Source organism: Allokutzneria sp. NRRL B-24872, assembly GCF_002155965.1.
Lineage (GTDB): Bacteria > Actinomycetota > Actinomycetes > Mycobacteriales > Pseudonocardiaceae > Allokutzneria.
Map to the genome: position 1 here is coordinate 1 of NZ_MUMH01000152.1, position 23,230 is coordinate 23,230.

The 23,230-nt window shown below is 70.4% G+C and carries 22 protein-coding genes; 10 read left to right on the forward strand and 12 right to left on the reverse strand.

Annotated features, from left to right (window positions below):
• The 4 genes from CCN37_RS40260 to CCN37_RS31825 form a co-directional block, all read left to right on the forward strand.
• Positions 1-254: DUF6355 family natural product biosynthesis protein (locus CCN37_RS40260; RefSeq protein WP_086828018.1), on the forward strand; the 254-nt coding region annotated here is incomplete at its 5' end.
• A 116-nt stretch (positions 255-370) separates the two neighbouring features.
• A complete protein-coding gene (locus CCN37_RS31815) occupies positions 371-931 on the forward strand; it encodes a DUF4232 domain-containing protein (RefSeq protein ID WP_246843429.1) in 561 nt (186 codons plus the stop codon).
• Between the two features lie 268 nt (positions 932-1,199).
• A complete protein-coding gene (locus CCN37_RS31820; RefSeq protein ID WP_246843430.1) occupies positions 1,200-1,823 on the forward strand; it encodes a CPBP family intramembrane glutamic endopeptidase in 624 nt (207 codons plus the stop codon).
• 52 nt (positions 1,824-1,875) lie between these two features.
• Positions 1,876-2,262 carry a hypothetical protein gene (locus CCN37_RS31825; protein WP_143261901.1) on the forward strand — a complete coding sequence of 129 codons (387 nt, stop codon included), beginning with the start codon at positions 1,876-1,878 and terminating at the stop codon, positions 2,260-2,262.
• On the opposite strand, the gene CCN37_RS31830 is transcribed toward CCN37_RS31825, so the two are convergent.
• The 5 genes from CCN37_RS31830 to lanL all read right to left on the reverse strand — a co-directional run bounded on the left by CCN37_RS31830 (position 2,250) and on the right by lanL (position 10,076).
• Entirely contained in the window at positions 2,250-3,842 is a 1,593-nt protein-coding gene (locus CCN37_RS31830; RefSeq protein WP_143261902.1) for an ABC transporter ATP-binding protein, read from the reverse strand. The genes CCN37_RS31825 and CCN37_RS31830 overlap by 13 nt on opposite strands.
• Before the next feature lie 5 nt (positions 3,843-3,847).
• Positions 3,848-5,455, reverse strand: coding sequence for an ABC transporter ATP-binding protein (locus CCN37_RS31835; RefSeq protein ID WP_168200958.1), 1,608 nt, complete (start codon positions 5,453-5,455; stop codon positions 3,848-3,850).
• Between the two features lie 88 nt (positions 5,456-5,543).
• A complete protein-coding gene (locus CCN37_RS42445; protein WP_210408301.1) occupies positions 5,544-5,666 on the reverse strand; it encodes an ALQxL family class IV lanthipeptide in 123 nt (40 codons plus the stop codon).
• Positions 5,626-7,380: a S9 family peptidase gene (locus tag CCN37_RS31840; RefSeq protein ID WP_086828029.1), complete on the reverse strand. Its 1,755-nt coding sequence runs from the start codon at positions 7,378-7,380 to the stop codon at positions 5,626-5,628. Before CCN37_RS31840 ends, CCN37_RS42445 begins: the two co-directional genes overlap by 41 nt.
• Positions 7,377-10,076 carry a class IV lanthionine synthetase LanL gene (lanL, locus tag CCN37_RS31845; protein ID WP_086828031.1) on the reverse strand — a complete coding sequence of 900 codons (2,700 nt, stop codon included), beginning with the start codon at positions 10,074-10,076 and terminating at the stop codon, positions 7,377-7,379. The genes CCN37_RS31840 and lanL overlap by 4 nt, the downstream gene beginning before the upstream one ends.
• A 249-nt stretch (positions 10,077-10,325) precedes the next feature.
• Between lanL and CCN37_RS31850 the strand changes: the two genes are divergently transcribed.
• On the forward strand, positions 10,326-11,006 hold the full coding sequence (locus CCN37_RS31850) for a response regulator transcription factor (RefSeq protein WP_086828034.1): 681 nt from the start codon (positions 10,326-10,328) through the stop codon (positions 11,004-11,006).
• On the opposite strand, the gene CCN37_RS31855 is transcribed toward CCN37_RS31850, so the two are convergent.
• Complete coding sequence (locus CCN37_RS31855) at positions 10,949-12,208, reverse strand: sensor histidine kinase (RefSeq protein WP_143261903.1); 1,260 nt, start codon at positions 12,206-12,208, stop codon at positions 10,949-10,951. The two genes, CCN37_RS31850 and CCN37_RS31855, sit on opposite strands and share 58 nt — an antisense overlap.
• 266 nt (positions 12,209-12,474) lie before the next feature.
• Here CCN37_RS31855 and CCN37_RS31860 point away from each other — a divergent pair, with 266 nt between their 5' ends.
• The 4 genes from CCN37_RS31860 (at position 12,475) to CCN37_RS31875 (ending at position 17,032) form a co-directional block, all read left to right on the forward strand.
• Entirely contained in the window at positions 12,475-13,566 is a 1,092-nt protein-coding gene (locus tag CCN37_RS31860; RefSeq protein ID WP_086828040.1) for a zinc-binding dehydrogenase, read from the forward strand.
• 144 nt (positions 13,567-13,710) lie between these two features.
• Positions 13,711-15,132, forward strand: coding sequence for an aldehyde dehydrogenase family protein (locus CCN37_RS31865; RefSeq protein WP_143261904.1), 1,422 nt, complete (start codon positions 13,711-13,713; stop codon positions 15,130-15,132).
• 13 nt (positions 15,133-15,145) lie between these two features.
• Positions 15,146-16,153 (forward strand): hypothetical protein, encoded by a 1,008-nt coding sequence (locus CCN37_RS31870; RefSeq protein WP_086828044.1) that lies wholly within the window; start codon positions 15,146-15,148, stop codon positions 16,151-16,153.
• 12 nt (positions 16,154-16,165) lie between these two features.
• Positions 16,166-17,032, forward strand: coding sequence for an oxygenase MpaB family protein (locus CCN37_RS31875; RefSeq protein ID WP_086828046.1), 867 nt, complete (start codon positions 16,166-16,168; stop codon positions 17,030-17,032).
• On the opposite strand, the gene CCN37_RS31880 is transcribed toward CCN37_RS31875, so the two are convergent.
• Together CCN37_RS31880 and CCN37_RS31885 are read right to left on the reverse strand one after the other, a co-directional pair.
• Positions 17,007-18,044 (reverse strand): serine protease, encoded by a 1,038-nt coding sequence (locus CCN37_RS31880; RefSeq protein ID WP_086828048.1) that lies wholly within the window; start codon positions 18,042-18,044, stop codon positions 17,007-17,009. The genes CCN37_RS31875 and CCN37_RS31880 overlap by 26 nt on opposite strands.
• A 97-nt stretch (positions 18,045-18,141) precedes the next feature.
• Entirely contained in the window at positions 18,142-18,723 is a 582-nt protein-coding gene (locus CCN37_RS31885) for a TetR/AcrR family transcriptional regulator (protein ID WP_086828051.1), read from the reverse strand.
• Positions 18,724-18,846: 123 nt separating this feature from the next.
• Between CCN37_RS31885 and CCN37_RS31890 the strand changes: the two genes are divergently transcribed.
• On the forward strand, positions 18,847-19,617 hold the full coding sequence (locus CCN37_RS31890; RefSeq protein WP_086828065.1) for an SDR family NAD(P)-dependent oxidoreductase: 771 nt from the start codon (positions 18,847-18,849) through the stop codon (positions 19,615-19,617).
• A gap of 75 nt (positions 19,618-19,692) precedes the next feature.
• Here the strand turns inward: CCN37_RS31890 and CCN37_RS31895 are convergent, their stop codons facing one another.
• The 4 genes from CCN37_RS31895 to CCN37_RS31910 form a co-directional block, all read right to left on the reverse strand.
• On the reverse strand, positions 19,693-20,007 hold the full coding sequence (locus CCN37_RS31895; RefSeq protein ID WP_086828053.1) for a hypothetical protein: 315 nt from the start codon (positions 20,005-20,007) through the stop codon (positions 19,693-19,695).
• 127 nt (positions 20,008-20,134) lie between these two features.
• A complete protein-coding gene (locus CCN37_RS31900) occupies positions 20,135-21,223 on the reverse strand; it encodes a glutamate--cysteine ligase (RefSeq protein WP_086828055.1) in 1,089 nt (362 codons plus the stop codon).
• Complete coding sequence (locus CCN37_RS31905) at positions 21,220-21,645, reverse strand: hypothetical protein (protein WP_086828057.1); 426 nt, start codon at positions 21,643-21,645, stop codon at positions 21,220-21,222. Before CCN37_RS31905 ends, CCN37_RS31900 begins: the two co-directional genes overlap by 4 nt.
• Before the next feature lie 40 nt (positions 21,646-21,685).
• A complete protein-coding gene (locus CCN37_RS31910; RefSeq protein ID WP_086828059.1) occupies positions 21,686-23,179 on the reverse strand; it encodes an FAD-dependent oxidoreductase in 1,494 nt (497 codons plus the stop codon).
• Positions 23,180-23,230 lie beyond the last annotated feature (51 nt).

The following is a 23,230-nucleotide window of genomic DNA, read 5'->3' on the forward strand; positions in this document are numbered from 1 at the left end:
CGCTCGCGCTCTCCGGCGGCCTGGTGGCCGCCGCCACCCCCGCCTCCGCCGCACAGCAGACCTGCGGCGCGTACGTCAAGGGCACCGACAGCTGGTACCGCCACTGCACCGGCGACGGGAGCAGGATCTGGGTGAGCGGAACCTTCCTCATGATCGGGGAGGTCAAGCACTGCGTCGGCCCCAACGAGGACAAGTACTTCGCCCCCGCGGGGGCGATGCGAAAGGAGCCGAAGTTCACCGGAGAGCTCTGCTAAACACATTCTGCGGATATGGTGACCCATATCACATCCGCTAAACCCGATCACTGAGGCGCCCGTCTTCCCTGTGTTAGCTCGGCATTTTCCGCCGCCATGGAAGAAAGGAACCCTCTGTGTCCCAGACTTTCCTCAAGCGCATGTCGGCCGGTACCGCGATCGCGTTCGCACTGGGTCTCGCCGGGTCCTCTGCCGCGCTGGCCGCCCCTCCCACCGGTGAGGAGCCCGCGATCCCGCCGTGCGCGTCGGGGGACCTCGCGGTCTCCCTGGACACCCCCAAGGAGTCCGCGCAGGCGAAGGGCCAGTTCCGCGTCGCGGTGACCTTCAAGAACATCTCCGACCGCACCTGCGTGACCGAGGGCGTTCCCACGGTCGACCTCGTCGGCCCGGAGGACCCCAACGGCCCGGTCTACACCCTCGTGCACGGCGCGCAGGAGGCTCCGGCCAGCTTCCTCACCCCTGACGAGACGGCCACCACCACGGAGATCGTCGTGCTCACGCCGTCGCCGGGTGCGGTGGGCAGCACGGGCTCGACGAGCTGGACGCCGACCCACGCCCACATCACGCCCAAGGGCCTGGAGCAGCCGATGATCGCCGAGTGGGACTCGAAGCTGCCGGTGCTCCGCCAGGACGGCGCGACCCACCCCGGCTCCTTCGTCGAGGGAATCCCCAGCTAGACCGCACGCCATGGTGGTCGGCCACCGCACCTGAGGTGGCCGACCACCCTCGTGTCAGCGGCATGTCAGGGCCGTGTCAGGCGCTCCGGCGAACGTTGTCGCCATGGACAACACGGCCTCAACGGAACTGCGTGGAATTGCGAAGCGGCTGCTGGCCGAACGGCATTCATTGCCGCTCTCCATCGCTTTGCACCTAATCCCCGGTGCTCTGATCGTCGCGGTCTATCTACTACTGGCCGAACCATTCGTCCTGAGAATGGGAATTCCGGTGTTCGCGGGATGGGCGATCGCCCTGACCCTGGTCCTCTTCCCCCTGATGGCGGGCTTGTACTGGCTGGGCCGCAGGCGCAACGGCCGGTTCTCGCTGCGCGGTGTGCTGCACTACACCGACAAGCCACTGCCGAGGGGCAAGCTCCTCGCCATGGCCGTCCCGCTGTTCCTGTGGATGATGGTGCTGTCGACCGCGCTCATCCCCTTGGACGGCTTCGTCTTCGACCACTTCTTCACCTGGGTCCCCTTCGCCGAGGCGGGTGGCAGCGCCACCACCTACATCGAGGGGAACGGCCGCTCGGCCATGCTCATCACGCTGGTGGTGTGCCTGCCGCTGACCGGGATCTCGCTGCCGCTCATCGAGGAGTTCTACTTCCGCGGGTTCCTCATGCCCCGCATCGCCCACCTGGGCAAGGGCGCGCCGGTGCTCAGCACGGTCCTGTTCTCGCTGTACCACTTCTGGGCGCCGTGGACGTTCCTGTCGAAGCTGATCTTCTTCTTCCCCGGGCCGTGGTTCGTGTGGAAGGAGAAGGACATCCGGCTGTCGATCGGGATGCACGTCGGGTCGACCGCGTTCTCGACGGTCGGCGGCATCGCCGCACTGGCGCTGAACCTCATCTGATTCCAGCAGGTTGGGCGGGACCGGTCCCGGCGGGTGGCGTGACAGTGGGGGCATGACTGAACGAGTGCAGCGACCACGGCGTCCGACGGTGTTGATCGCCGCCCTGGTGCTCCTGCCCCTGGCATCGATGCTGTTCGGCATGGCCGCGACGCACCTCGGCGGCCCGGGCAACCCCGACTCCAGCCCGCCGGTCATCGCGTTCATCTTCTCGCTGCTGGCGATCCGCTTCGGCTGGGCGCGCGCGACCTCGCTCGCGTTCCTGGCCCTGCTGGTCATCCTGTGGCTGCCGGGCGCGATCCGCTTCGGCAACAACTCGGCGTACACGCAGCAGGCCGCGATCTACGTGTTCGCCGGGACGGCGCTGTTCATCGCCGGAGCCGTCCTCGCCTACCAGCCCACGTCATCGGAGTACTACAAGCTGCGCGCTCAGCCGAAGTAGGTCAGCGACTGGCGCGGCAGATCCGGGGACGTGCGGTGGGAGATCGTCACGAGGGTGCCGGGGCGCGCGGAGAACGAGCGTTCGACGTGGCGCTCAGCGGCGGCGTCGAGGTCGCTGGTCGCCTCGTCGAGCACGACCAGGCGGGCCTTGGACACGTAGACCCGGACGAGCGCGATCAGCTGGCGCTCGCCCGCCGACAGCGCGGAAGCGTCCACTGTGGACTCGTAGCCGCCGACGCGATCGACGAGCGCTCGCGCTCCGAGCAGGTCGACCGCGCGGTCCAGTTCCTCATCGGTGGCGTCAGCCAGGTAGCGCAGGTTCTCGCCGAGCGTGCCGACGAAGACGAACGCCTGCTGCGGGATGAGCGCGACCTCCGCGCGGTCGACCTCGGTGATCGGCACGCCACCGAGCAGCACGCGACCGGAGTCCGGCTCGTCGACCCCGGCGAGCAGCGACGCGAGCGTGGACTTGCCGATACCGCTCGCCCCGGCGATCGCGAGGTGGCCGTCCGCGTCCACGGTGAGGTCGAGGTCGCGCACGATCGGCTCGGCCGAGACGCCGTAGGAGAACGACAGCTCCTCGGTGACCAGCTCGTTGGTGTCAGGACGTCTGGTCCGGGCCTCCGCCCGCACTGGCGGCTGGGAGGTCTCCTCGATGCGGGTCAGCGTGACCGACAGCTGCGTCCAGAAACCGCTGACCGTGCCCGTGATCATCCGCAGCGCCGGGAGCAGGTGCGCGGAGATGTAGGTCGCGGCGCCGACGAACTCCCCCGGCGTGAGCGTCGCGGAGGCCAGCAGCGCCGGGCCGGAGCCGAGCAGGATCACCAACGGCACGTAGCCGCCCGCCGTGGTCAGCAGGACTCGCAGCGCTTCGACGCGGCCCTGAGCAGCGGTCGCGAAGGCGTGCTCCTCGGCGGCCACGACCACGGGTTCGGCCGCGCGGTCCTCGACGCCGAGCGCGGTGATGTCCCGGCGCCCCAACAGAACGCGACCCGTCTCAGCGGCGACGCGCTCGTCGGCCAGCACGACAGCGCGGCGGCGCCGGGCCAGCGCGCGGACGGTGAAGGGGAAGATCGCGAGCACCACCAGCAGCGGCGCACCCATGATCAGCAGCATGACGGGGGCGAGCGCGGCGGCGCCGACGAGGGCGGCGGCGAGGGTGAGCACGAGCGGGCGCAGCGTCCGCACCAGCGCTCCGGTCAGCCCGCGCGCCTGCTCGACCTGGCCGGTCAGCCTGGAGATCGCCGCCGGGTCGGCCGTCGTGCTGTGGCTGCCCCGATGCGCCGCGGCGGCGTGGATCGTGCCCTCGACCACGCGCGTGACCAGACTGTCCCGAAAGGACTCCACGACTTCGGCGAGGTGCGGGAAGACAGCTCGCTCAGCCACTCCGCGCAGCACGTGCAGCAGCGCGAGCGCGCCGAGCCACGCCGTGCCGACCAGCGGGTAGCCCGCCAGGAAACCCTTGTCCAGCGCGGTCGCGATCACGAGTCCGGACGCGAGCGCGGGGCCAGCCTCCACAACGGACCAACCGGCGATTCGCGCCAGCGCGGGGCCACGCGTGCGCAAATGGCTCAACAGCAAGGACTTCACCTCCCGAAGACCGCTCGGTAGTCGGGGTCCGACCACAACTGCTCGTGCGGGGCGACCGCGCGAACCCGGCCGGAGTCCATCCACGCCACCAGATCGCAGCGCCGCGCGGTCTCGGCGCGATGGGCGATGATCAAGCGCGTGCGCCCGGCGAGCCGAGCGGTGATCGCCTCGCCGACCTCCGCCTCCGTCATCGTGTCCAGCCCCGACATCGCGTCGTCGAGCACGTAGACGCGGCTCCGCCTGGCCAGCGCTCGCGCCAGCCCGACGCGTTGCAGCTCGCCGCCGGACATCGGCGCGTCGCTCAGCGGAGTCTCGTAACCCTGGGGCAGTCGCCGAATGAACGCGTCCGCTCGCGCGTCCTCCGCAGCCGCGACGACGTTGGGCTTCCGAGTGCCATAACCGATCGCCGCGCCGATGGTGTCACCGAGCAGCACCGGCGCGGCGAACGCGTAGGTCACGGCTCGGCGCAGCACCGGCCACGGCAGCTCGCCCACCGCGACACCGTCCACTGTGACCTGACCGCTCGACGGATCACTCAGCCTGCCAACGGTTTCGCCGAGCGTGGACTTGCCGGAGCCGCTGCGCCCGACCACCGCCATCGCCACCCCGGCCGGAACGACGAGGTCGACCTCGTCGAGCACGCGGCGCTCGTCCCGCACGACCGTCACGCCCTCGAAGCGCACTTCGCCCGGCCCGGTCACGCTGAACACCGAACCCGCGCGAGGCGGTTCCTCGGCGAGCACTTCGGCCAGCCGCGCGGCGCCCGCCTTCGCGTACCCGAGTTCGAGCACGCTGTCGATCTGGTCGAAGCCCGCGCTCGCCAAGGACAGATATCCGACCACAGCAAGGAGATCGCCCGCCGAAACGACTCCGCCCGCCACTCCCCAACCCGCGACCGCGAGCACCAGGACCTCGCTGAGCGCGACGAGCAGCCCCATCCGCCACACCGCGCCGCGCTGCACGGACCACAACGCCCTGCCGCACGCGGAGAGCATGGGCAGGGGCCGCAGCACCCGCGTCGTCTCGCGGTCGGCGGTACCGGAGGCGCGGATCGTGCGGATGCCGGTGAGCGCGTTGAGCAGGCGGTCGGCGATCTGGGACTGGGCCTGGAAGTACTCGCCCTGCGTGCTGGTGACGTCACCGAGGAATCGCTTGGCCAGGAACAGGATCAGCGGGATCGCCAGCACGAACGCGATACCGGAGCGCCAGTCGGTCACCCACAGCAGCACGAGTCCGCCGACCGAGGTCGCCGCGCCCGCGACCACTTGGACGATCATCAGGGGCGCCTCGGCCGCCTCGGCGCTGGCGTGCACCACGCGGGAGACGCCGTCCCCCGCGCTGAGGCTGCCGCGCGGGCCGAGCGCCAGCAGGTGCCGGACGGTGCGAACGCGCTGGGCCGCCGTGCGCGCCCCGATCGCGACGGCGCCGAGCAGCGACACCGCGACCTCGCACACCGCCCCGCCGATCAGGACCAGCAGGAGCGCGGTGAAACCCTTGGCGCTCCCGGAGATCACACCGTCCACAGTGGAGGCGATGAGGGCGGGGGCGGCGAGCAGCGCGATCGCCCGCCCGGCGACCGCGACCCCGTAGCTGATGAGCGGCACGTGCCCCCTCCCTTCGAGAAGCCCGTGCGGGCGCCGGAACCCCCAGGGCTCCGGCGCCCGCCTGGTCACTGCCTCGTCGACTGCCGGGTCACTCCGGCAGGCGGGTGGCGATGCTGGTCCAGCTGCACGTCCAGGTACAGGTGCGACCGCAGGCGCCGAGCTGAGCTTCCTCAGCGGGAAGCTGCTGCAGAGCGTCGAGTTCGAGCTCCATGATGCCCACCTCTTTCGTTGTTCTTCCTGCCCACCGTGGTCGGTGAGTTCGTGGGACCGGCGACGAAGGCGACCACCGTCGAGGTGACGGGGTCGGCGGCCGCGTCGCCGAGCGCGAAGTGCCCGCGGCCGGGCACCTCGTAGTAGGTGATGCCGGGGACCCGGTCGGCCAGCGCCCTCGACTGGCCGACCGGGATCGACTCGTCCAATGCCCCGTGGACGAGCAGCACCGGCACCGAGATCGCCGGGGCGAGGGGAATCAGGTCCACGGTGGAACTCCGTCCGCCGAGGCGGTCGATCATCGCCCGCACGGCGTCGGTGGTCTCGGCGTACAACCACTTGGCCGAGGCGAAGGGCGCGACGGCGACGCAGCTCGACCAGGCATCGGGTCGCACGGCCGCGGCGAGCAGCGCGAGGTGCGCGCCGTAGCTGACGCCGTACAGCACAGGGGGTTCGCCGCGCTCGGAGTGCAGGCTCTCCCCCACCGCGAGCACGTCCTGGAGATCGGGTCCGCCCCAGTCGTTGACGATCGCCTCGGCGTGCGCGGTGCCGTAGCCCGTGCTGCCGCGCTGGTTGATCGCGACAACGCTCACCCCTGCCGCCGCCAGGCTCTGGAAGAAGCGGTCGAAGCCGAGCCGCCACTGATCGGCCGGGCCGCCGTGCAGCGCCAGGACGACCGTCTCGCTCTCACGCCAGTCCGGGCCGTGCACGACCGCTTCGATCGGACCGGCGGGGCCGCTGAAGGTCTCGACGCGGCCTCGCGCCCACGCGTCTTCCGGCTGCGACCACCGCACCGTGCTCGGGTCGGGAATCCAGAGGAAGTCCTCGGGGCGGGACGGCGTGGACGCGGTGATCCACAACCCGTCCGAGGTCCAGGCGGCGCGCGTGCCGAGCGTGCACGGCGGCACGTCGACCTCGCGCACCGAGCCGTCGCGAACGTCCAGCAGTACCAAGCCCGACCGGGCGCCACGGTTGACCACGAGGGCCAGGAAGGACGCCGTCGGATCGAGCGCGACCGGGGTCACCGAGCCGCCGAGGTCTCCCGGCTCCGGAATCGTCCACATCGGAGTCTCGCCGTCGAGCAGCGCCAGCGAGAGCCGGTTTCCCTCCGCCAGAAGGAAGACCTCGCCGGTGGCGATCACCGCCGCGCACGAGCGGCTCACGGTCGGCAGGACGCTGCGGCCGGAGAACGGGTCGATCAGCACCGGTGTCCGCTGACCGGATTCCATCGCGGTGAACAGCAGATCCGATCCTGCGACGACCCCGCCGACGAGCGTGGTCGGCAGCGTGCACACCGCTTCCAGCCACGGCTCCGCGCTGTTGATCCGGTACAGCGTGGTCTTGCCGTCCTGCGGCGCGCTCACCGCGCAGCCCACGAGCTGCCCCGAGTTCGGCGGCGCGGGCAGCAGGCGGAGGTTGGGCGGTGTGCGTGAACCGAGCTTCGTCCACATGCCGTTGTGCAGCAAGGCAAAGCTCTGTCCGTCGGGCCGGTAGTAGTAGGTCATGAGCACGCGTCCGTCGTCCAACGGCAGCGCGAGCGTGGTGGAGGCGTGCGTGGTGATCGGCCAGCGGCCCTGGCACCTCGGGCCCTGCGCTCCGAGCGCCCACAGCTCCATGTAGACGCAGCCGTCGTCGTCGGTCGCGACGCAGGTCGCGTAGCCGCCCTCCGGCGAGAAGCGCACGTTGATCCGGGAAACGGTCGGCGAAGTGTTCACGACACCTCCCGCTCGGGCATCCACCAGCGCGGACCGCCGTGGCGCAGGCGCAGCAGGAAACCGATCGCACCCGCCAGCCCGGTCCCGTAGTCGACGGTGATCGTCAGGCGGCTTTCGTCCGGCAGGACGAGCAGGCCGTCGCGTTCGGTCGCGCGAACGGAGATGCAGCTCGCCAGGTCCTCCGCGCCGTCTCCGCCCAGGTCCAGCAGGAACTCGCCGTTGCCCGCGAGCCCGTGACAGGCCACAGTGGACGCTGACCACCGGCTCCGCCGCACCGCGACGGCCGCTTCCCTCGCGAGCGCGAGGTATTCGACGGCACCCGTTGCCTTACCGAGCCGGAGGAGGAAGGTCCCGATACCAGATGAGCCGCTGCACCAGTGGTAGCGCATGTCGGTGTCGCTCTCCGGCTGCCGCTGGTCGGTCCGCCAGTACGTGCTGGCCGAGCCGTCCGCGCACTTCTGGCGCACAGCGGCGACGGCGAGCGTGTCGCCAGCGGCGCGAGCGGCTTGGAGGTAGACCTCTCGGCCGGTTTCCTCAGCAGCGGCAAGCAGGAACGCGCCAACTCCCGCGACTCCGTGCCCGAAGCCGTAGTGCCGGATGCCCGCCAGGTTGGAGTCGAAGTCCTCGGGAACGGGCCAGAACACGCCCTCGTCAGTGGAGATCGCGGCGGCGAGCAGGCCGTCCGCGCACTCCTCGACGCGCTCCAGGAACTCCATCCTGCCGGTCTCGTGCCAGAAGTGCAGCTGCGTCATGCCCGAGCCCGCGGCGCCGTGGCACACATCGGGATTCGGCCAGCGCACGGGAATTCGGAGTGCGAGCGCGCTCGCGTTCTCCACGAGGTCCGCGTCATCGAGGTGCAGGCCCGCGTCGAGCATCGCCCACGCCGCTCCTGACCGTCCAAAGTGGAGTCCCGGCAGCAGCACCGGAACGTCGTCCCTGCGCTCGTCGATCCACTTCGCGACCGCCGCGACGCCATCGCGCAGCTGAGTGCTTCCGAAGACCGCGCTCGCCCTGGTGAGCACGCCGAGCACGCCAGCGGCTCCGTGCTGGACGTTGCAGGGATCGGTCTGCTGACCGAAGTCGCCGCTGGGCCACAACCGCTCGCCGCCCGGGGTCATCGTGGCCAGGATGTGCGCCAAGCCGTCCTCGATCAGGCGGTCAGCGCGGTCCGGCACGGAGTCCACAGTGGACAGACGAGAAGGCAGGTCCACCAAGTACATCGCCGTGCGCTCGAGCGACCACCGCGCACTGGGGTCCACGGTGGTCAGCCCGAGCACGACGGGCGCGAGGACGCGCGCGGCGGTGTTCCGCCCGGCCACCGCGCGCAGGACCTCGGCGAGGCGTTCCCCGTGCGAGCGCCCACCCGGCTCGTCATCGGGGAACACCGGATCGACACCTGTCACCAGGTAGAACAGCGCCGTGCCAAGGGAGTACAGGTCCACGCTCAGCTCGGGAGCGGGGCCGTGCTTGGGCCCGTTCACCGCTTCCGGCGCCGCATAGCCCGGCGTGTACGCGAGGTAGGTCCACTCCCCCGGCCGCGCGGCGATCTCCGGATCGATCAGCTTGAGCGCGCCGGTGGGCGTCAGCATCACGTTGCCCGGCGTGAAATCGCGGAACACCACGTCGCGGGCGTGCACCTCGGCGAGCAGGGCCGTCAGCCGGCGCGCCAGCTCCAGTGCGCGCGGCAGCTCCAGCCCGCGCCCGTCGCCGTCCCTGCCGTGGTTGGCGTACACCCACTCGCCGAGGCTCTGGCCGGGAACGGCGGTCTCGGCAAGGAACACGTGCTCGTCCTGCTCGAACACCTCGACCACGTCGGGACCCAGGCCGTCGAGCTCGCGCAGCAGCCGGGCTTCCCGGCGCAGCGCGTCGCGGGCGTCCTGACCGTTCAGCAGCGCGCCGATGTGCGCCCGCGCCTGCTTGATGATCACCTCGGAACCGGTGCGCCGATCGTCGGCCCGGTACACGCCACCCCGCGCCGAGTGCCGGATCGCCTCGCGCACGGCGTAGCGATCGTTGAGCAGCACCGGCTTTCCGGCGGGCCGGGGTGCCGGGGGTTCGACCACCCCACCGGCCGGTGTCTCCGCCCAGGCCGGTGGGGCGAACCACGGGGACCGGGAGTCGGCGACCGCGACGCCGTCGGGCCGCTCGATCCTGGCCTCGAACACGCCGTCGTTGGTCAGCGTCGGAATCCCGGTGAACGCGCCGTAGCGGTAGTGCACGACGCTTCCAGTCCGCACAGGACGGTCGGAGAGGATGCGCGGTCCTGGCAGGCCGGCGGTCGCGATGTCCAACCGCTGAGCCAGATCCGCGAACTGCTCGTCATCGCGGGGGTAGGCGGTGATGAACTTCCCGGCCTGTGCGCGGTGGTAGCGGCTGGAGGTCAGCTCCTCGACCTTGGCGATGTCGGCGGCGAACTTGAACTCGCACTCGGCCTCCACCAGCACGGTCGCCGCGCGGTGCAGCACCAGCGCCGCCGACAGCGGGGTCGCCGACACGTGCAGCTTCCACCCCTGGACGCGCTCGGTGCGCTTGGCCGGGCCGACACGGCACCAGAAGCCGGAGTCCGAGACGGTCCAGCCGGTGCGCTCGCGGGAGGCGACGACCAGTTCGGCCAGCGCCCGCAAGGGAAACCCGTCGACCGGGTCGCCGCCACCGGCGTTCGCGAGCGAGCTGGTCTTCATCACGGCGTCGCGCATGGCTGTCCAGCCCCCTCATCGGTCGCGTTGTCACGTCCTCGAAGCGATGGCGAAACTCTGCAACGCCAAGCCCCGCCGGAGCATCGCCGCTGTTTTGGGGTGTTGACCGCGGCGCCTCCGCCAGGTAAGTGCCCCTATTTCTCACGTTGAGGGGTAGGACATCCGCGCGTGGCGGATATGATGGACGAGCTGCGTGGGGACGGCGCTCTTCCTTGAGGGACAATGAATTCAGCCACTGGAGAGTGCGGCTTGATCACGGTTTCGGCTGTCGACGACGACCAGATGCTGTTGGACGGCTTCACCGCGTGGCTGGGCTGCGCGCCCGACGTGGGGATGGTGACGACCGCGCGCACGGTGCAGGACCTGCTGGAGCGCGAACCGAGCCCGGCCGACGTCGTCGTGCTCGACCTCTTCCTCGCCGACGGCTCCGACCCGGTGCGCAACGTGCGCCGACTGGCCGAGCTGGGCAGGAAAGTCCTTGTGGTGAGCGTGGTTCCGCACCGCACGCACGGGATCGACGTGGTCCGCGCGGGCGCGCGGGGCTTCCTCACCAAGGACCACGACCTGCGCGCGCTGACCGACGCCGTGCGCTCGGTCGCCGCCGACGGGCTCGCGCACTCCCCCGAGCTGGCTTTCGCGTGGGCCAACGACACCAGCGACGACCGGCCGCGACTGTCCACACAGGAACGCAAGATCCTGGTCGCCTACGCCTCCGGCATGACGCTCGCGGCGGCGGCGCGGCGGGCCGGGGTGCAGCCCGCGACCGCGAAGAAGTACCTCGACCGCGTCAAGGAGAAGTACTGCCAGGCCGGCCGGGCCACCTACACCAAGATCGACCTGGCCAACCGGGTCCGCGAGGACGAACTGGACCGCTACCCGCGCGGCTGCTCCACCAGCTCGGGTGTGGCGGAGGTGCGTTCGGCGGGCTGAGCGGGCCAGCGCAGTTCGACGCTGGTCCCGTTGCCCGGCATGGAGAACAGCTCCAGGTCGCCGCCGACCTCCACCATCCGCTCGCGGATCGACCAGCGCAGCCCGAAGCCGTCGACATTGCGTTCCTGGTCGAAGCCTGAGCCGCGGTCGACCACGCGCACCACGAGCACGTCGTCCTCGCGCGCGCAGGTCAGCCACACCTGGTCGGCCCCGGAGTGCTTGACCACGTTGTTCAACGCTTCCCTTGTGGCGCCGACGAAAGCCGCCACCACGCGGCTCGGCAGCTCGTCCGGGACGTCGCCGTTCATCTGGTGCACGCGCAGGCCCGCCTCCTCCGCCTCCGCGATGAGCCCGCCCAGTTCCTCGACCAGGCCCTCCGTGCTCGCCGAGCGGTCCTCCAGGATCAGCCGCCGCACGTACTCCGCGTCCTTGCCGCACCGCCGCCGCACCTGCTCGCGCCGATGGTCCAGGCCTCCGCGCGCGATCGCGGTCAACGTCGCCAGCACCGTGTCGTGCAGCTGCCTGTGGTGCGTCATCCGCTCTTCAACCCGCGCGCGCTCGCGTTCCACCGCGACCCGCTGCGCCACCGCCTCGTCCAGCGCCTTGGACTGGCGGCACAGGTAGTTCCGCATGAAGAACAGCAGCAACCCGAACCACACGCAGCTGTTGAGGTGGCCGATCAGCCCGGGGAACAGCCGCGCCTCCGGCCCCACGTGCTCGGTCAGCGCGATCACGTAGCCCGCCATCGGGATCAGCGAGACCACCAGCGCCTGGCGTCCCGCCAGCGCCGCCCCGATCAACGAGGCCGTGGCCAGCGCCATCTTCGGTGACCAGTTCATCGAGGTCAGCTCGAAGCCCGGCGGGCAGTTCGCGGTCACCACCCACATCAGCGCGCAGGAGAGCGCGATGTCCGCCCACACCGTCCAGCGCGGGAACCACCCCCGCTGCCAGGCGAAGAAGACGAACACCATCGTCCACAGCACCGCCACCGACAGCAGCGTCCCGTTGAGCACCTGGCTCTCGAAGCCGCGCGCGGTCGAGCTCATCGCGTTCACCGCGGCCAGCACCAGGTAGCTCAGCCGCTGGCCGATCAGGATCAGCGCGAGGAAGCGCAGCGCGCGCTGCCTGCCCGGCTGCGCGATGAGGTACGTCGGATCGCCCAACGCGCGCAGCCTGCTCAGCGTCCCCCCGGAAAGTCCCACACGCTGACCGTCGCATAGCGCACCCGGTTCGCTACGCGGGAGACCCGTTCGGCGTCCACCAGGTGATGTACCCGCATAAGAGAAGTCGACGGGCTTGCGCTTGAGGGACGCCGAGCACAGGGCCACTCGGACGCAACGACCCATGAGGGGCGTTCACCCCGCACCCACCTGCCAGTCGGCGCACGGGGGCACTCCGGCACCGGCGTTCACGTGTTCGCCCTCGTGAGAGCATGATCGCCCCATTCGGCCTGCGAAGGAGTGCCACTGTGATCACGGCGTCGGTCATGCGCGAACCCCGTGCCCCGATGGAGCTGCGCACCTTCGAGCGCCCCGAGGTCGAGCCCGGCGCGGTCCTGCTCAAGACGCTGGGCAGCGAGGTCTGCGGCACGGACACCCACCTCCAGCAGGGGCATCTGGCCGGTGTCCCCTACCCGATCATCCCGGGGCACGTCGCGGTCGGCGTGGTGGAGGAGATCGGTGCCGGCCCGGTGCTCGACGTCTCGGGCGCACCGCTGGAGGTCGGGCAGGTGGTGACCTACCTGGACGTCTTCGGCACGTGCGGGCGCTGCTGGTTCTGCACGGTGGCCCACGCGAGCACGCGCTGCCCGAACCGCAAGGTCTACGGCGTGACGATGTCCTCCGACGACGGCCTGTACGGCGGCTGGTCGGAGTACGTCTACCTGCGGCCGGGCGTGCACGTCATCCCGTTGCCGGAGGGCCTGGACTGGCGCGCGTTCCTGGCGGTGGGCTGCGGCATGCCGACGGCGCTGCACGCGGTGACCCTGGGCGATGTGGCCTTCGGCGACACGGTCGTCGTGCAGGGCGCGGGGCCGGTCGGGCTGAGCGCGGCGACGCTGGCGCAACTGCGCGGGGCGGGCCAGGTGATCGTCGTCGGCGGGCCGGACGTGCGGTTGGCGGCGGCGCGGCGTTTCGGCGTGGACGCGGTGATCAGCATCGAGTCGACCACCGAGGCGGAGCGGGTGGAGGCGGTCCGCGACCTCACGGGCGGCCGGGGCGCCGACGTCACGGTGGAGGCCACGGGTGTGCCCGGCGCGGTGCCGGAGGGCATGCGGCTGACCCGCGACGCCGGGCGCTACGTGGTGGTCGGCCAGTACACCAACGTCGGCGACGTGTCCTTCAACCCGCACCTGGACCTCAACCAGAAGCACCTGGACGTGCGCGGGTGCTGGGGCTCCGACGTCGGGCACGTCTTCCGCTCGGTGCAGGTGGTCGCCAAGTACGGGCACCTGTTCCCGTGGACGGAGCTGATCAGCGCGGAGTACGACCTCTCGCAGACCCAGCTGGCGCTCGACGACGTCGCCGCCGGGCGGACGGTGAAGGCGCTCATCGTGCCGTGATTCGATCTTCACATTTCGGGGCCGCTCACGGTGGGAACGTGAGCGGCCCCGTTGTTCAACTGCACCCGAAATGTCCGGCAACGCGATGTACAGTCCCCGCCCATCAACATCCTTGATGCACACCTGGTCTTTGGGGAGACACGCGTGCGCGAGCATTTCGCCTATGTCCAAGGAATGTGGACGCGCTTGGAGGAGCGCGCGGGCATCGCGGTGGTCAATCCGACCGACGAGCGCGTCATCGGCGTCGCTGCCGCTGGCTCGGCAAACGATGTCACCAGGGCGGTGCGCGCGGCCTCGCGGGCATTCCGGGAATGGGCGGGACTGCCGGTCGCCGAGCGCGCGGAATTTCTGCGCGCCATTGCTGACGGGCTCCAGGATCGCATCGACGAAATCGCGGCGCTGATCACCGCCGAGGTCGGCACGCCGCTGGCGATCTCCCAGCGGATTCAGGCCGGGCTGCCCATTGCGAGCTTCCGCGCGGCGGCCGATCTGGTCGGCGAGGTCGAGTGGTCAGCCGAGCTGGGGAACTCCTTGGTGCTCAAGGAACCTCTCGGCGTGGTCGGCGCGATCACGCCGTGGAACTACCCGTTGCACCAGGTCGCCGCCAAGGTCTCGGCCGCGCTCGCGGCGGGCTGCACGGTGGTGGTCAAGCCCAGCGAGCTGGCGCCGTTCAGCGCGTTGCTGCTGGCCGAGGTCGCCGACGAGGTAGGGCTGCCGCCCGGCGTGCTCAACGTGGTGCCGGGCGACGGGATCACCGGAGAAGCGCTGGTCGCGCACGAACTGGTCGACGTCGTCTCGTTCACCGGCTCCCCCGCGACCGGCAGGCGCATCGGCGAACTCGCCGCCCGCGCGCCGAAACCGGTCCTGCTGGAGCTGGGCGGCAAGTCGGCCAGCGTGCTGTTGGACGGGCTCTCCGAGGAGACCGAGCAGGCCGCGCTCGCCGACGCGGTGAAGAGCTGCCTGCTCAACTCCGGCCAGACCTGCACCGCGCTGACCAGGCTCGTCGTGCCCCGGGACCGGCTGGACGCGGCGCTGAGCACGGTCGGCGACCTCATGGACCAGTACCCGGCTGGCGATCCCACCGAGCCCACCACGAAGCTCGGACCCCTTGTCTCCCAACGGCAGTACGACTCCGTCATCGCGCACATCGAGTCCGCGATAGACAGCGGCGCCAAGCTCGCGCACGGCGGCCCGGTCCGGTATCCCGAGCTGCCGCGCGGTTACTTCGTCCGTCCCACGGTGCTCGTCGCGGGGAGTTCAGCCGATCCGATCGCGCGCGAAGAGGTTTTCGGTCCCGTGCTGACCGTTCTCGCGCACGACGGCGAGGACGACGCTGTGCGGATCGCCAACGATTCCGAGTACGGGCTCTCCGGCGCGGTGTGGAGCGAAGACCGCGACCGCGCGATAGCCGTGGCGCGGCGAATACGCGCCGGGCAGATCGACATCTGCGGCGGCAAGTTCAACCCGCTCGCGCCGTTCGGCGGGGTGAAGCGCTCCGGGTTCGGACGCGAACTCGGCAGCTACGGCATCGAGGAATTCCTGCACACGAAGTCGCTCCAGTGCTGAACGGTGGTCGTCGATGAGCAAGGTGCGCTACCCGAGCATCTCCGTCCCCTTCGCGTCGGAGATCAACCCCTTCGTCCAGGACGCCGAACGGCATTGCCGGGAGTTCGCTGGAAAGCACGGCCTGCTGCCCACGTTCGACGACGAACGGCATTTCGACGAGACGTTGAACGGGACCCTCGTCAGCCGGACGAGTCCGCGCGCGGACCGGGAGACGATCGAGCTCCTGGCCGCGTGGATGGGCACCAATCTCATCCTCGACGACCTGTTCGACGAAACGGACCTCGGCGAAGACCCGAAACGACTGCGCGAGTACTGCGACCGCGTGCTCTCCTGGTGGCCGGAATCCGGTCGAGCCGAGGCCGCGAGCGAGGACTCACCGCTGGCCCGCGCCTATGCCGAGCTGTGGGAACGCACCTCAGCGCGAACTACTCGGGCATGGCGTCGACGGTTCCGCGAGCACTTCGCGCTGTTCTTCGACGGCTGCGTCTGGGAGGCGGAGAACCGCAGCGACGGCGCTGTGCCGACGGTGGACGAGTACGTCGAGATACGCGCGCGGGCGCTCATGCCCTACATCGACTTCATCGAACTCGTCACGCCGTGGGAGGTCCCCGCCGACCTCTACGGCACGCCGGTGTTCGGCGAGCTCAACCGCGCGCTGTCGGAATGCGTGCTGTGGACGAACGACCTGTACTCCTGCGAGAAGGAGCACCTGCTCGGCGACGTCCACAACTTCGCCGTCGTTCTCGCGGCCACGAAGGGCATGGAACTCCAGGAAGCCGCTGATGTGCTCGGCGCGAAGATCGGTGACCGCATCGACGACTTCGTGCGCGTTTCCACCGACGTCATCGAGAACATGGCTCCGCGGCAAGGAGATGGCGTGAGCCGGGCCGTGCTGGTCGGCCACGTCGAGAACATGCGCAGCTGGCTCAGCGGCCAGATGCGGTGGCGCTTCGAAACGAGGCGCAACGACAGCTCGAAACTGGCCGTGACCAACGGAAGGGCCACTCGCACCTACCTCTGAGAGGAGCGAGCAGTGGGAGATCGGTACTCCCGCGTGCGCCACCTGAACATCCTGGACCCGGCGAAGGACTGCCACGAGATCCACCACGGGTACGCGCGCCAGGAATTTCCCTGGGACTACGGTCGCGGACTCGAAGTCGCACTGCTGAAGGCGTGCTGCGTTCCGGAGATCTCCGAAGCCCTCGCCGAGTCGGGGCACTTCACGCGCGCCGGGCAGAAGCGGTACGACGACACGAGAATCCTGCTCGGTGAGATCGTGGCGCACGGATTCGACTCGCCCCGTGGACGGCAGTCGATCAGTCAGATCAACCGCGCGCACCACGGATTCGACCTGGCGAACGAGGACATGCTGTTCGTGCTGTCCACCTTCGTCTTCGAACCGATCCGGTGGATCGACGAATGGGCTTGGCGCGCAACGACTCCGGCGGAGCGGTTGGGGTCCTTCCACTTCTTCGCTGAGATCGGCAGGCGGATGGGCGTCAAGGACCTGCCCACCGACCACGACTCGTTCCTGCGCTTCAACCTGGACTACGAGAAGCGCAGATTCCGTTACGCGGCAACGAACGCGAACCTCGGCAGGGCGGTACTGGGCGTCTACTCGTCGTGGTACCGGGCGCCGATCCGCGCGCTGGTTTCCTCGACGCTGCTGTGCCGACTGGACGAGCCCGCGCGAGCGGCACTGGGCTTACCGGAGCCGGGCCGCCTCACCAGGGCGGCGCGGACGCTCGGCCTGCGCACCCACGCCGCCGCCGAGCTCCTGCTGCCCAGGACCACGGCCCGGCTCTTCGCCAGGCCCGCCGCCCGCTCCTACCCGCACGGCTACGACCTCGCGGACATCGGCGCGCGGGGAGAGTTCACGGCCCGGCGTCAGCGCTCTTGAAGAGAGAGTGGGCGACCTTGCCCAGCAGCGACCCGTTGAGCCCGAGCGTGGAGTTCGTCGACACCAGGTAGCCGACCCCGCGCTGGTCGTCGAAGCGCGTGTACCACGGTCCGCCGGAGCAGCCCTGCGTCATCTTGCACGGGAAGCTGAAGGTGTTGCCGCGGTTGGCCGTCCACGTCGGCGAGGAGCAGGAGCGCATCGTGGTGCCGTCGAAGGCCCCCACGGCCGGGTAGCCAAGCGAACGGACGCTCTCCGAGGTGGCGTCGAAGGCGATGCCCTGCCCGCCGAGCGCCTCGGTGATCTTCTTCCCGCCGAGCGGGCGCATCCGCAGGAAGGCGATGTCGTAGCCCCAGCCCTCGCCGATCGAGCCACCCGCCGCGTTGACCTTGCCCTTCTCCTGGAACTCCCGCGGCGCGTACATGGACTCCGCGGTCCACCTGCCGTACGGGGAGGAGCCGTTGGTGTCGCCGGGGACGAACAGGACGCTGTCCGCCCAGCTCCCCCCGTACTTGCCGGAGAAGTCCCAGATGCAGTGCGCGGCGGTGGCCAGCAGCACGCCGGAGGCGGAGTTCACCACCGAGGCCGAGCACGTGAACCCCGAGAGCCCGTTGAAGGCGACGTAGATGCGGCCGACCGTGGTCGCGGTCAGCCCGGCCCTCGTCCACACCGCGCCGGAGTCGTCGCGGGGCAACGGCTTCGTCGGCCCGACCGGCCCCGAGGTCGGGTGGATCACCTCCGCGACCGGCTCGTCCTTGGGCACGTCGGTGATCTGTCCCGGCTGCGGCTGGCGCGGTTTCGCGTTCTTCATCCGGTCGCTGGTCCAGTACTCGTTGACCTGCTGCGGGGTGCTGGTGAACACCTTGCGGAGGTCGCTGGACTTGGTGCCCGCCAGCTCTTCCTCGATGTTCCTCGTCGACGGCCCCGCCTTCGGAGTGCCGGGCAGGGCGGTGGTGCACGCGCCGAGCACGATGATCGCCGACGCCACCGCCGCGGCGACGCGCAGGTATCGCATCCGAGGTCCCCCAGAGTTGTTCCGCTGGTGCGCGCATCGTAGGCGCAGCCCGCGCACCGGTTCGCCCGGTCTGACCGCGAGTCCCCTGAAAAGGTTCCTACTGAGGCAGAAGGGATTCGGCGAACGCGCGGGTCTCGCGGACCGGGCCGTCGAGCCCGAGCGCCTGCACCGACGCGTAGGTGCCCTCCATGATCAGGGCCAGACGGTCGGCGAGCGCCGCGGGGTCGCGGGCGCCGAGTTCTTCGGCCAGGTCACCGAAACGGTCGCGCACCCACTGCTTCACGGCGACGGCGGCGCGGTGCGCGGGGAACTGCGGATCGGGGAACTCGGTCAGCGCCATCAGGTACGGGCAGCCCCGGCACTGATCGGGCCGAACCTGCTCGACGAGCGCGTCGAAGAGTGCGAGCACGCGGGTGCGCGCGTCACGGCCGTCAGCGGCGATCACTTCGGAGAACCATGCCTGGTAGGCGGCGACCGCGCGCTCAACGTACGCGGTGACCAGCTCGTCCTTCGACGCGAAGAGCCGGTACAGCGTGGTCGGCGCGATCCCGGCGGCGGAGGCCACCCGGTCGACCCCGACCGCGTGGATGCCGTTCCAGTAGAACAGCTCGTGCGCGACCTCCAGGACCAGCTCGCGGGTCTCGGAGGCGGACCGGCGCTTCGCCCTCGTTGTGCTCACCAGCCCAGCATAGCGTTGTCAGGGGTCGTTCCCTAACTTTCGCCGATCCCCTTGCCGATGCCCCACCCACAGGTCTAGCTTGTTGTTAGGAAACGTTCCCTAACAACTTTCGGAGTGATCGACATGGGTTCGCTCGCAGGCAAGACCGCGCTGGTCACAGGCGCTTCGCGGGGCATCGGCCGGTCCATCGCGCTCCGGCTGGCCGCCGATGGCGCGGCCGTCGCGGTGCACTACGGCAGCAACGACGCCGCGGCCAAGGACACCGTCGAGACGATCATCGCGGCGGGCGGAGAGGCGTTCCCCGTGCGCGCCGAGCTGGGTGTGCCCGGCGACGTCGACGCGCTCTTCGCCGGGCTGGAGGCCGGGCTGGGCGGACGGCCGCTGGACGTCCTGGTGCACAACGCGGCGGTGACCGGTGGCGCGGCCACGGTCGAGGACGCGACCGTCGAGGACTTCGACCGGGTGTTCGCGGTCAACGTCCGCGCTCCCCTGTTCATCACCCAGCGCGCGCTGCCGCTGATGCGCGAGGGCGGGCGGATCATCAACATCTCCTCCGGCGTCACGTGGTTCGCCACCCCGGAGGTCGTCTACGGCATGACCAAGGGCGCGCTCAACGTGTTCGGCCGCTCGCTCGGCCACACCCTCGGCGCACGCGGTATCACCGTGAACACCGTCTCCCCCGGCATCACCGAGACCGACATGAACGGCTGGCTCACCGACAACCCCGGCTCCGCGGGCGAGGTCGCCGCCATGACTGCGCTGCGCAGGCACGGCCAGCCCGAGGACATCGCCGACGCGGTCGCGTTCTTCGCCTCCGAGGACGGGCGCTGGGTCACCGGCCAGACCCTGGAGGTCAACGGCGGTCTCTTCCTCGGCCCCACCGGTGAACGCTGAGCGGTCGCGCCTCGGCGCGCCGCGGGATCGGAGCTCCCACGACGCGCCGGGCTGTCCACTGTGGACTGAGCAGGCTCAGTGACCGTGGCCGTGCGAGCCCAGGCCGAGGCCGAGTCCCAGCCCGAGATCCAGGTCCAGGTCCAGCCCCAGGTCGAGCACGCCCCGCAGGCCGGAGCCGTGGTGGCCGTGGTGGCCGTGGCCGCGCCCGTTGAGGTTCAGCTTCAGTCCGGCCTTCACCGTGGTGTTCACGTTGCTGGAGACGCTGGTCGACGCGTGCGAGGCGGTCGGCCCCGAAGTGTCGGCGAACGCCAGCGCGGGTGCGCCGATCACCAGTGCCAGCGCTGCGGGAACCGCGGCGACGACAGCGGTCCTGCGACGAATACCGTGCATGACATCTCTCCTTCGATCGGAATCGAGTGCCTTCCGGCGCCTCGTGACCCATTCGCCGCCGTTCCGCGCCCGGATTGGTGCTCAGCGAAATTCACTTCCCCGCCGCTGAGCACGTGAACCGGATTGGTCACCGTGACACGGCGTCCGCCAACATGTCGATCACCGCGCGCGTCCCTCCGACAGCTGCCGCGCGCTGCCGGTCAGCGCCGTTGCCCTCACGCAGAACGGCCTTGATCGCAGCGTCCACAAAGGATTCATCTCCCACGTCCGCCAAGGCATCGCGCACGTGCTCGAAGAGCTGCGCGATCATGGAAACTGCGGGGACTCGTCGGTGCTCGAAGGGGTGCACGGCGAATCCCGTCACACCGTGACGGGCCGCCGCCCACAGCGCCGCCGCCGCGACCTGGTCCGGAACGCGCACAGCTTCCCGCCCACAGTCCACTTCGGACAGAGCGGTGCGCACGAGCGCGCGCGTCAACGCGGCCTGCAGCAACGCTTCCCGCACAGTCGGGAGCGCATCGGCCACGCGAACCTCCACCGTCGGGAAGCGCGGTGATGGCCGCGCGAGCCAGAAGCACATCGCCTCGTCCACGATCGCCCCGCACTCCGCGAGCCGCGCCACCTCCGCGTCGTACTCCGCCGCCGAGCCGAACCACGGGGTCGCCCCGCCACCTGGGAAGCGGGTCTGCTCCATCGTCCGCCAGCTGGCGTAGCCGGAATCGCGCCCCGCCGCGAAGACGGAGTTCCCGGACAGCGCCAGCAGGCTCGGCAACCACGGCCGCAGGTGGTTGATCACCGCGACCGCAGTGTCCCGATCCGGCACCCCGACGTGCACATGACACCCGCTGACCTGGTAGTTCGCCACAACCTCCGCATAGGAACCCATGATCGACTCGAAACGTTCACCCGCCGAGTGCGGTGGCGGGCCGCCGTCGACCACCGGCGTTCCCGTTGAGAGCAACAGCATCCCGTTCGCGGCAGCGGCCGAGGCCAGCGCCGCGCGCCCCCGCACGAGCTGATCCCCAAGCTGCGCAAGGGTTTCGCAGACGTCGGTCGCCGACTCCACCTGGGTGCTCAGCAGCTCCCTCTGCACGCTCGTCGGCCCCGGCTCAGCGCACTTCAGCACGGCCGTCGCGCCGGGCGCCGGCACTCCGGTCTCGGCGTCCACCAGCAGGAACTCCTCCTCGACACCGAGGGTCGTTCCCGGCGAGGTCATGGGTTGAGGTCCTGTCCGGGTACGCCCGGCGTGGTGTTGCGGCCCTTCATCTCCGCTTCGGCGACGTGGCGGACCCCGCCCAGCAGTTCCTCGCGCACCGCCCGCTCCCATCCCCGGAAGGCCTCGTAGTAGCCGTCGTCGTACTCCTCGACGAGCTGGAAGGTCCAGCGGCCGGTGATCACGTTGCGCCCCACCAGCTCCCGCTCGAGGCGGTCGGCCAGCTCCACGTGGCCCGCCTCGTGCAGCAGCTTCGCGGCCTGTCCGAGCTTCGCGTCCGCGCTGCCGGTGAGCTGGTGGAAGTCGTAGAGCCGGCCCCGCGCCCGCTCCGTGGTCTCCAGAGCCTCGGTCAACGCGCCCACCGCGCGCACCGTCGCGTCGTCCACCCCGTCGGGCCGCCTGCCCTCAACGCGCTCACTCGTCATAGCAGCCCAATACCCCGGCGCGACCACACCAATCCCGTGCTCACGGTTCTCGTCTGGGCAACGGCTTCGTCGCCGGTCCTTCGAGCACAGCGCCGTCGACGTCGAAGCGCGAGCCGTGGCACGGGCAGTCCCAGCTGCGCTCGGCGCCGTTGAAGCGCACGAGGCACCCCAGGTGCGTGCACCGCAGCGACACCGCGTGCACGACTCCGGCGCGGTCGCGGTAGACGCCCTTCTTCCCGAGGCCGTCGCGCATCACGCAGGCGGTGTCGACCGGGATGGCCGCCACGTCGGTGGAGTCCGCGGGACTGATGCGGTCACCGACGAGATCCTTGGCGACCTCAGCGTTCTGCCTCAGCAAGGTCGGCACGCTGAGCAGGCTCAGCCGGTGCGGCGAGAACAGCTCGGCGTGCGGGTTCTCCGCGCCGGTGACCCGGTCGGCGAGGATCTCCGCCGCGACGGTGCCCATCGCCAGCCCCCACTTCGCGAAGCCGGTCGCCACCCACAACCCCGCGGCTCCCGGCAGGTAGGAGCCGACCATGGGCAGCACGTCGTAGGCCTTCGCATCCTGGGCCGACCACCGGTGGGTGATCTCCTCGACGTCGAAGTGCCGCTGGGCGAACTCGGCGAGCGCGGTGTAGCGCGAGAAGCTGACGTCGTGCGCGCCCGCTGAGTGCGATTGGCCGCCGACGATGAGCTGGTCCCCGTGGCGGCTGAAGGACCACGCGGGACTGCCCGCGCTGATGGCGAGGTCCTGCGGCGGCGCACCTGAGCGCAGCCGCGCGGCCACGCAGTACGAGCGCTCCGTGTCCAGGCGCGCGAAGAACAACCCCCGGTCCAGCATCGGGTAGTGCGTCGCCACGACCACGTGCTCCGCTTCGACGAGCCCGGCGGCGGTGCGCACCTCGAACGGCGCGGAGGCGGAGACGCGCGTGACGCGGCTGTTCTCGAAGATCTGCCCGCCCTCCGCGGTGAACGCGGACGCGAGCCCGCGCAGGTACTTCGTGGGGTGCAGGACGACTTGGCCGTCCAAGCGAACCGCGCCGTACGTGGGCAACGGCAGGTCCAGCTCCTCCGCCCACGTCACCGGAAGTCCCGCGCGTTGAGCGGCTTCGGCCTCCGCACGCACCGCGTCGCGCTCGTCCTCCGTGTAGGCGAAGGTCGCCGCGGGTGCGCTGCGCAGGTCGCAGTCGACGTCCTCGGCCAAGGTGGAGAGCAGCCGCACTCCCGCCGTGGCGGCCGCGGCGTACCCAGCGGCCGCGAGTTCGCCGTGCCGCCGCTCCACCGTTGAGTACATCGTCGACTGCAACGCCGTGACCTTGGCGGTGTTGTTGCCGCTCACGCCCGCCGCGACGCGCTCCGCCTCCAACACCGCGACGTCAACGCCACGCCGCCGCAACAGCAAGGCTGTCGTCAGCCCCGCGATCCCGCCCCCGACGACGGCGACCTTCACGCGATGCCTGCCGTTCAGCGACGGGAACCCGGGGCCTGCGGCCGTGTCCAACCACAGTGACTGTTCGGCGGTCGTGGTGTCCATGCGCTCGAACTACCCCGCGCACGCCCACCTACGCGTCACCCCGCCCCGAAC

What these genes read in the sequence shown, in the direction of transcription:
- CCN37_RS31900 (WP_086828055.1), bottom strand. Translation starts at nt 21,223, where the DNA reads ATGACCTCGCCGGGAACGACCCTCGGTGTCGAGGAGGAGTTCCTGCTG.
- CCN37_RS31825 (WP_143261901.1), top strand. Translation starts at nt 1,876, where the DNA reads ATGACTGAACGAGTGCAGCGACCACGGCGTCCGACGGTGTTGATCGCC.
- CCN37_RS42445 (WP_210408301.1), bottom strand. Translation starts at nt 5,666, where the DNA reads ATGGAGCTCGAACTCGACGCTCTGCAGCAGCTTCCCGCTGAGGAAGCT.
- CCN37_RS31870 (WP_086828044.1), top strand. Translation starts at nt 15,146, where the DNA reads ATGAGCAAGGTGCGCTACCCGAGCATCTCCGTCCCCTTCGCGTCGGAG.
- CCN37_RS31905 (WP_086828057.1), bottom strand. Translation starts at nt 21,645, where the DNA reads ATGACGAGTGAGCGCGTTGAGGGCAGGCGGCCCGACGGGGTGGACGAC.
- lanL (WP_086828031.1), bottom strand. Translation starts at nt 10,076, where the DNA reads ATGCGCGACGCCGTGATGAAGACCAGCTCGCTCGCGAACGCCGGTGGC.
- CCN37_RS31890 (WP_086828065.1), top strand. Translation starts at nt 18,847, where the DNA reads ATGGGTTCGCTCGCAGGCAAGACCGCGCTGGTCACAGGCGCTTCGCGG.
- CCN37_RS31880 (WP_086828048.1), bottom strand. Translation starts at nt 18,044, where the DNA reads ATGCGATACCTGCGCGTCGCCGCGGCGGTGGCGTCGGCGATCATCGTG.
- CCN37_RS31910 (WP_086828059.1), bottom strand. Translation starts at nt 23,179, where the DNA reads ATGGACACCACGACCGCCGAACAGTCACTGTGGTTGGACACGGCCGCA.
- CCN37_RS31895 (WP_086828053.1), bottom strand. Translation starts at nt 20,007, where the DNA reads ATGCACGGTATTCGTCGCAGGACCGCTGTCGTCGCCGCGGTTCCCGCA.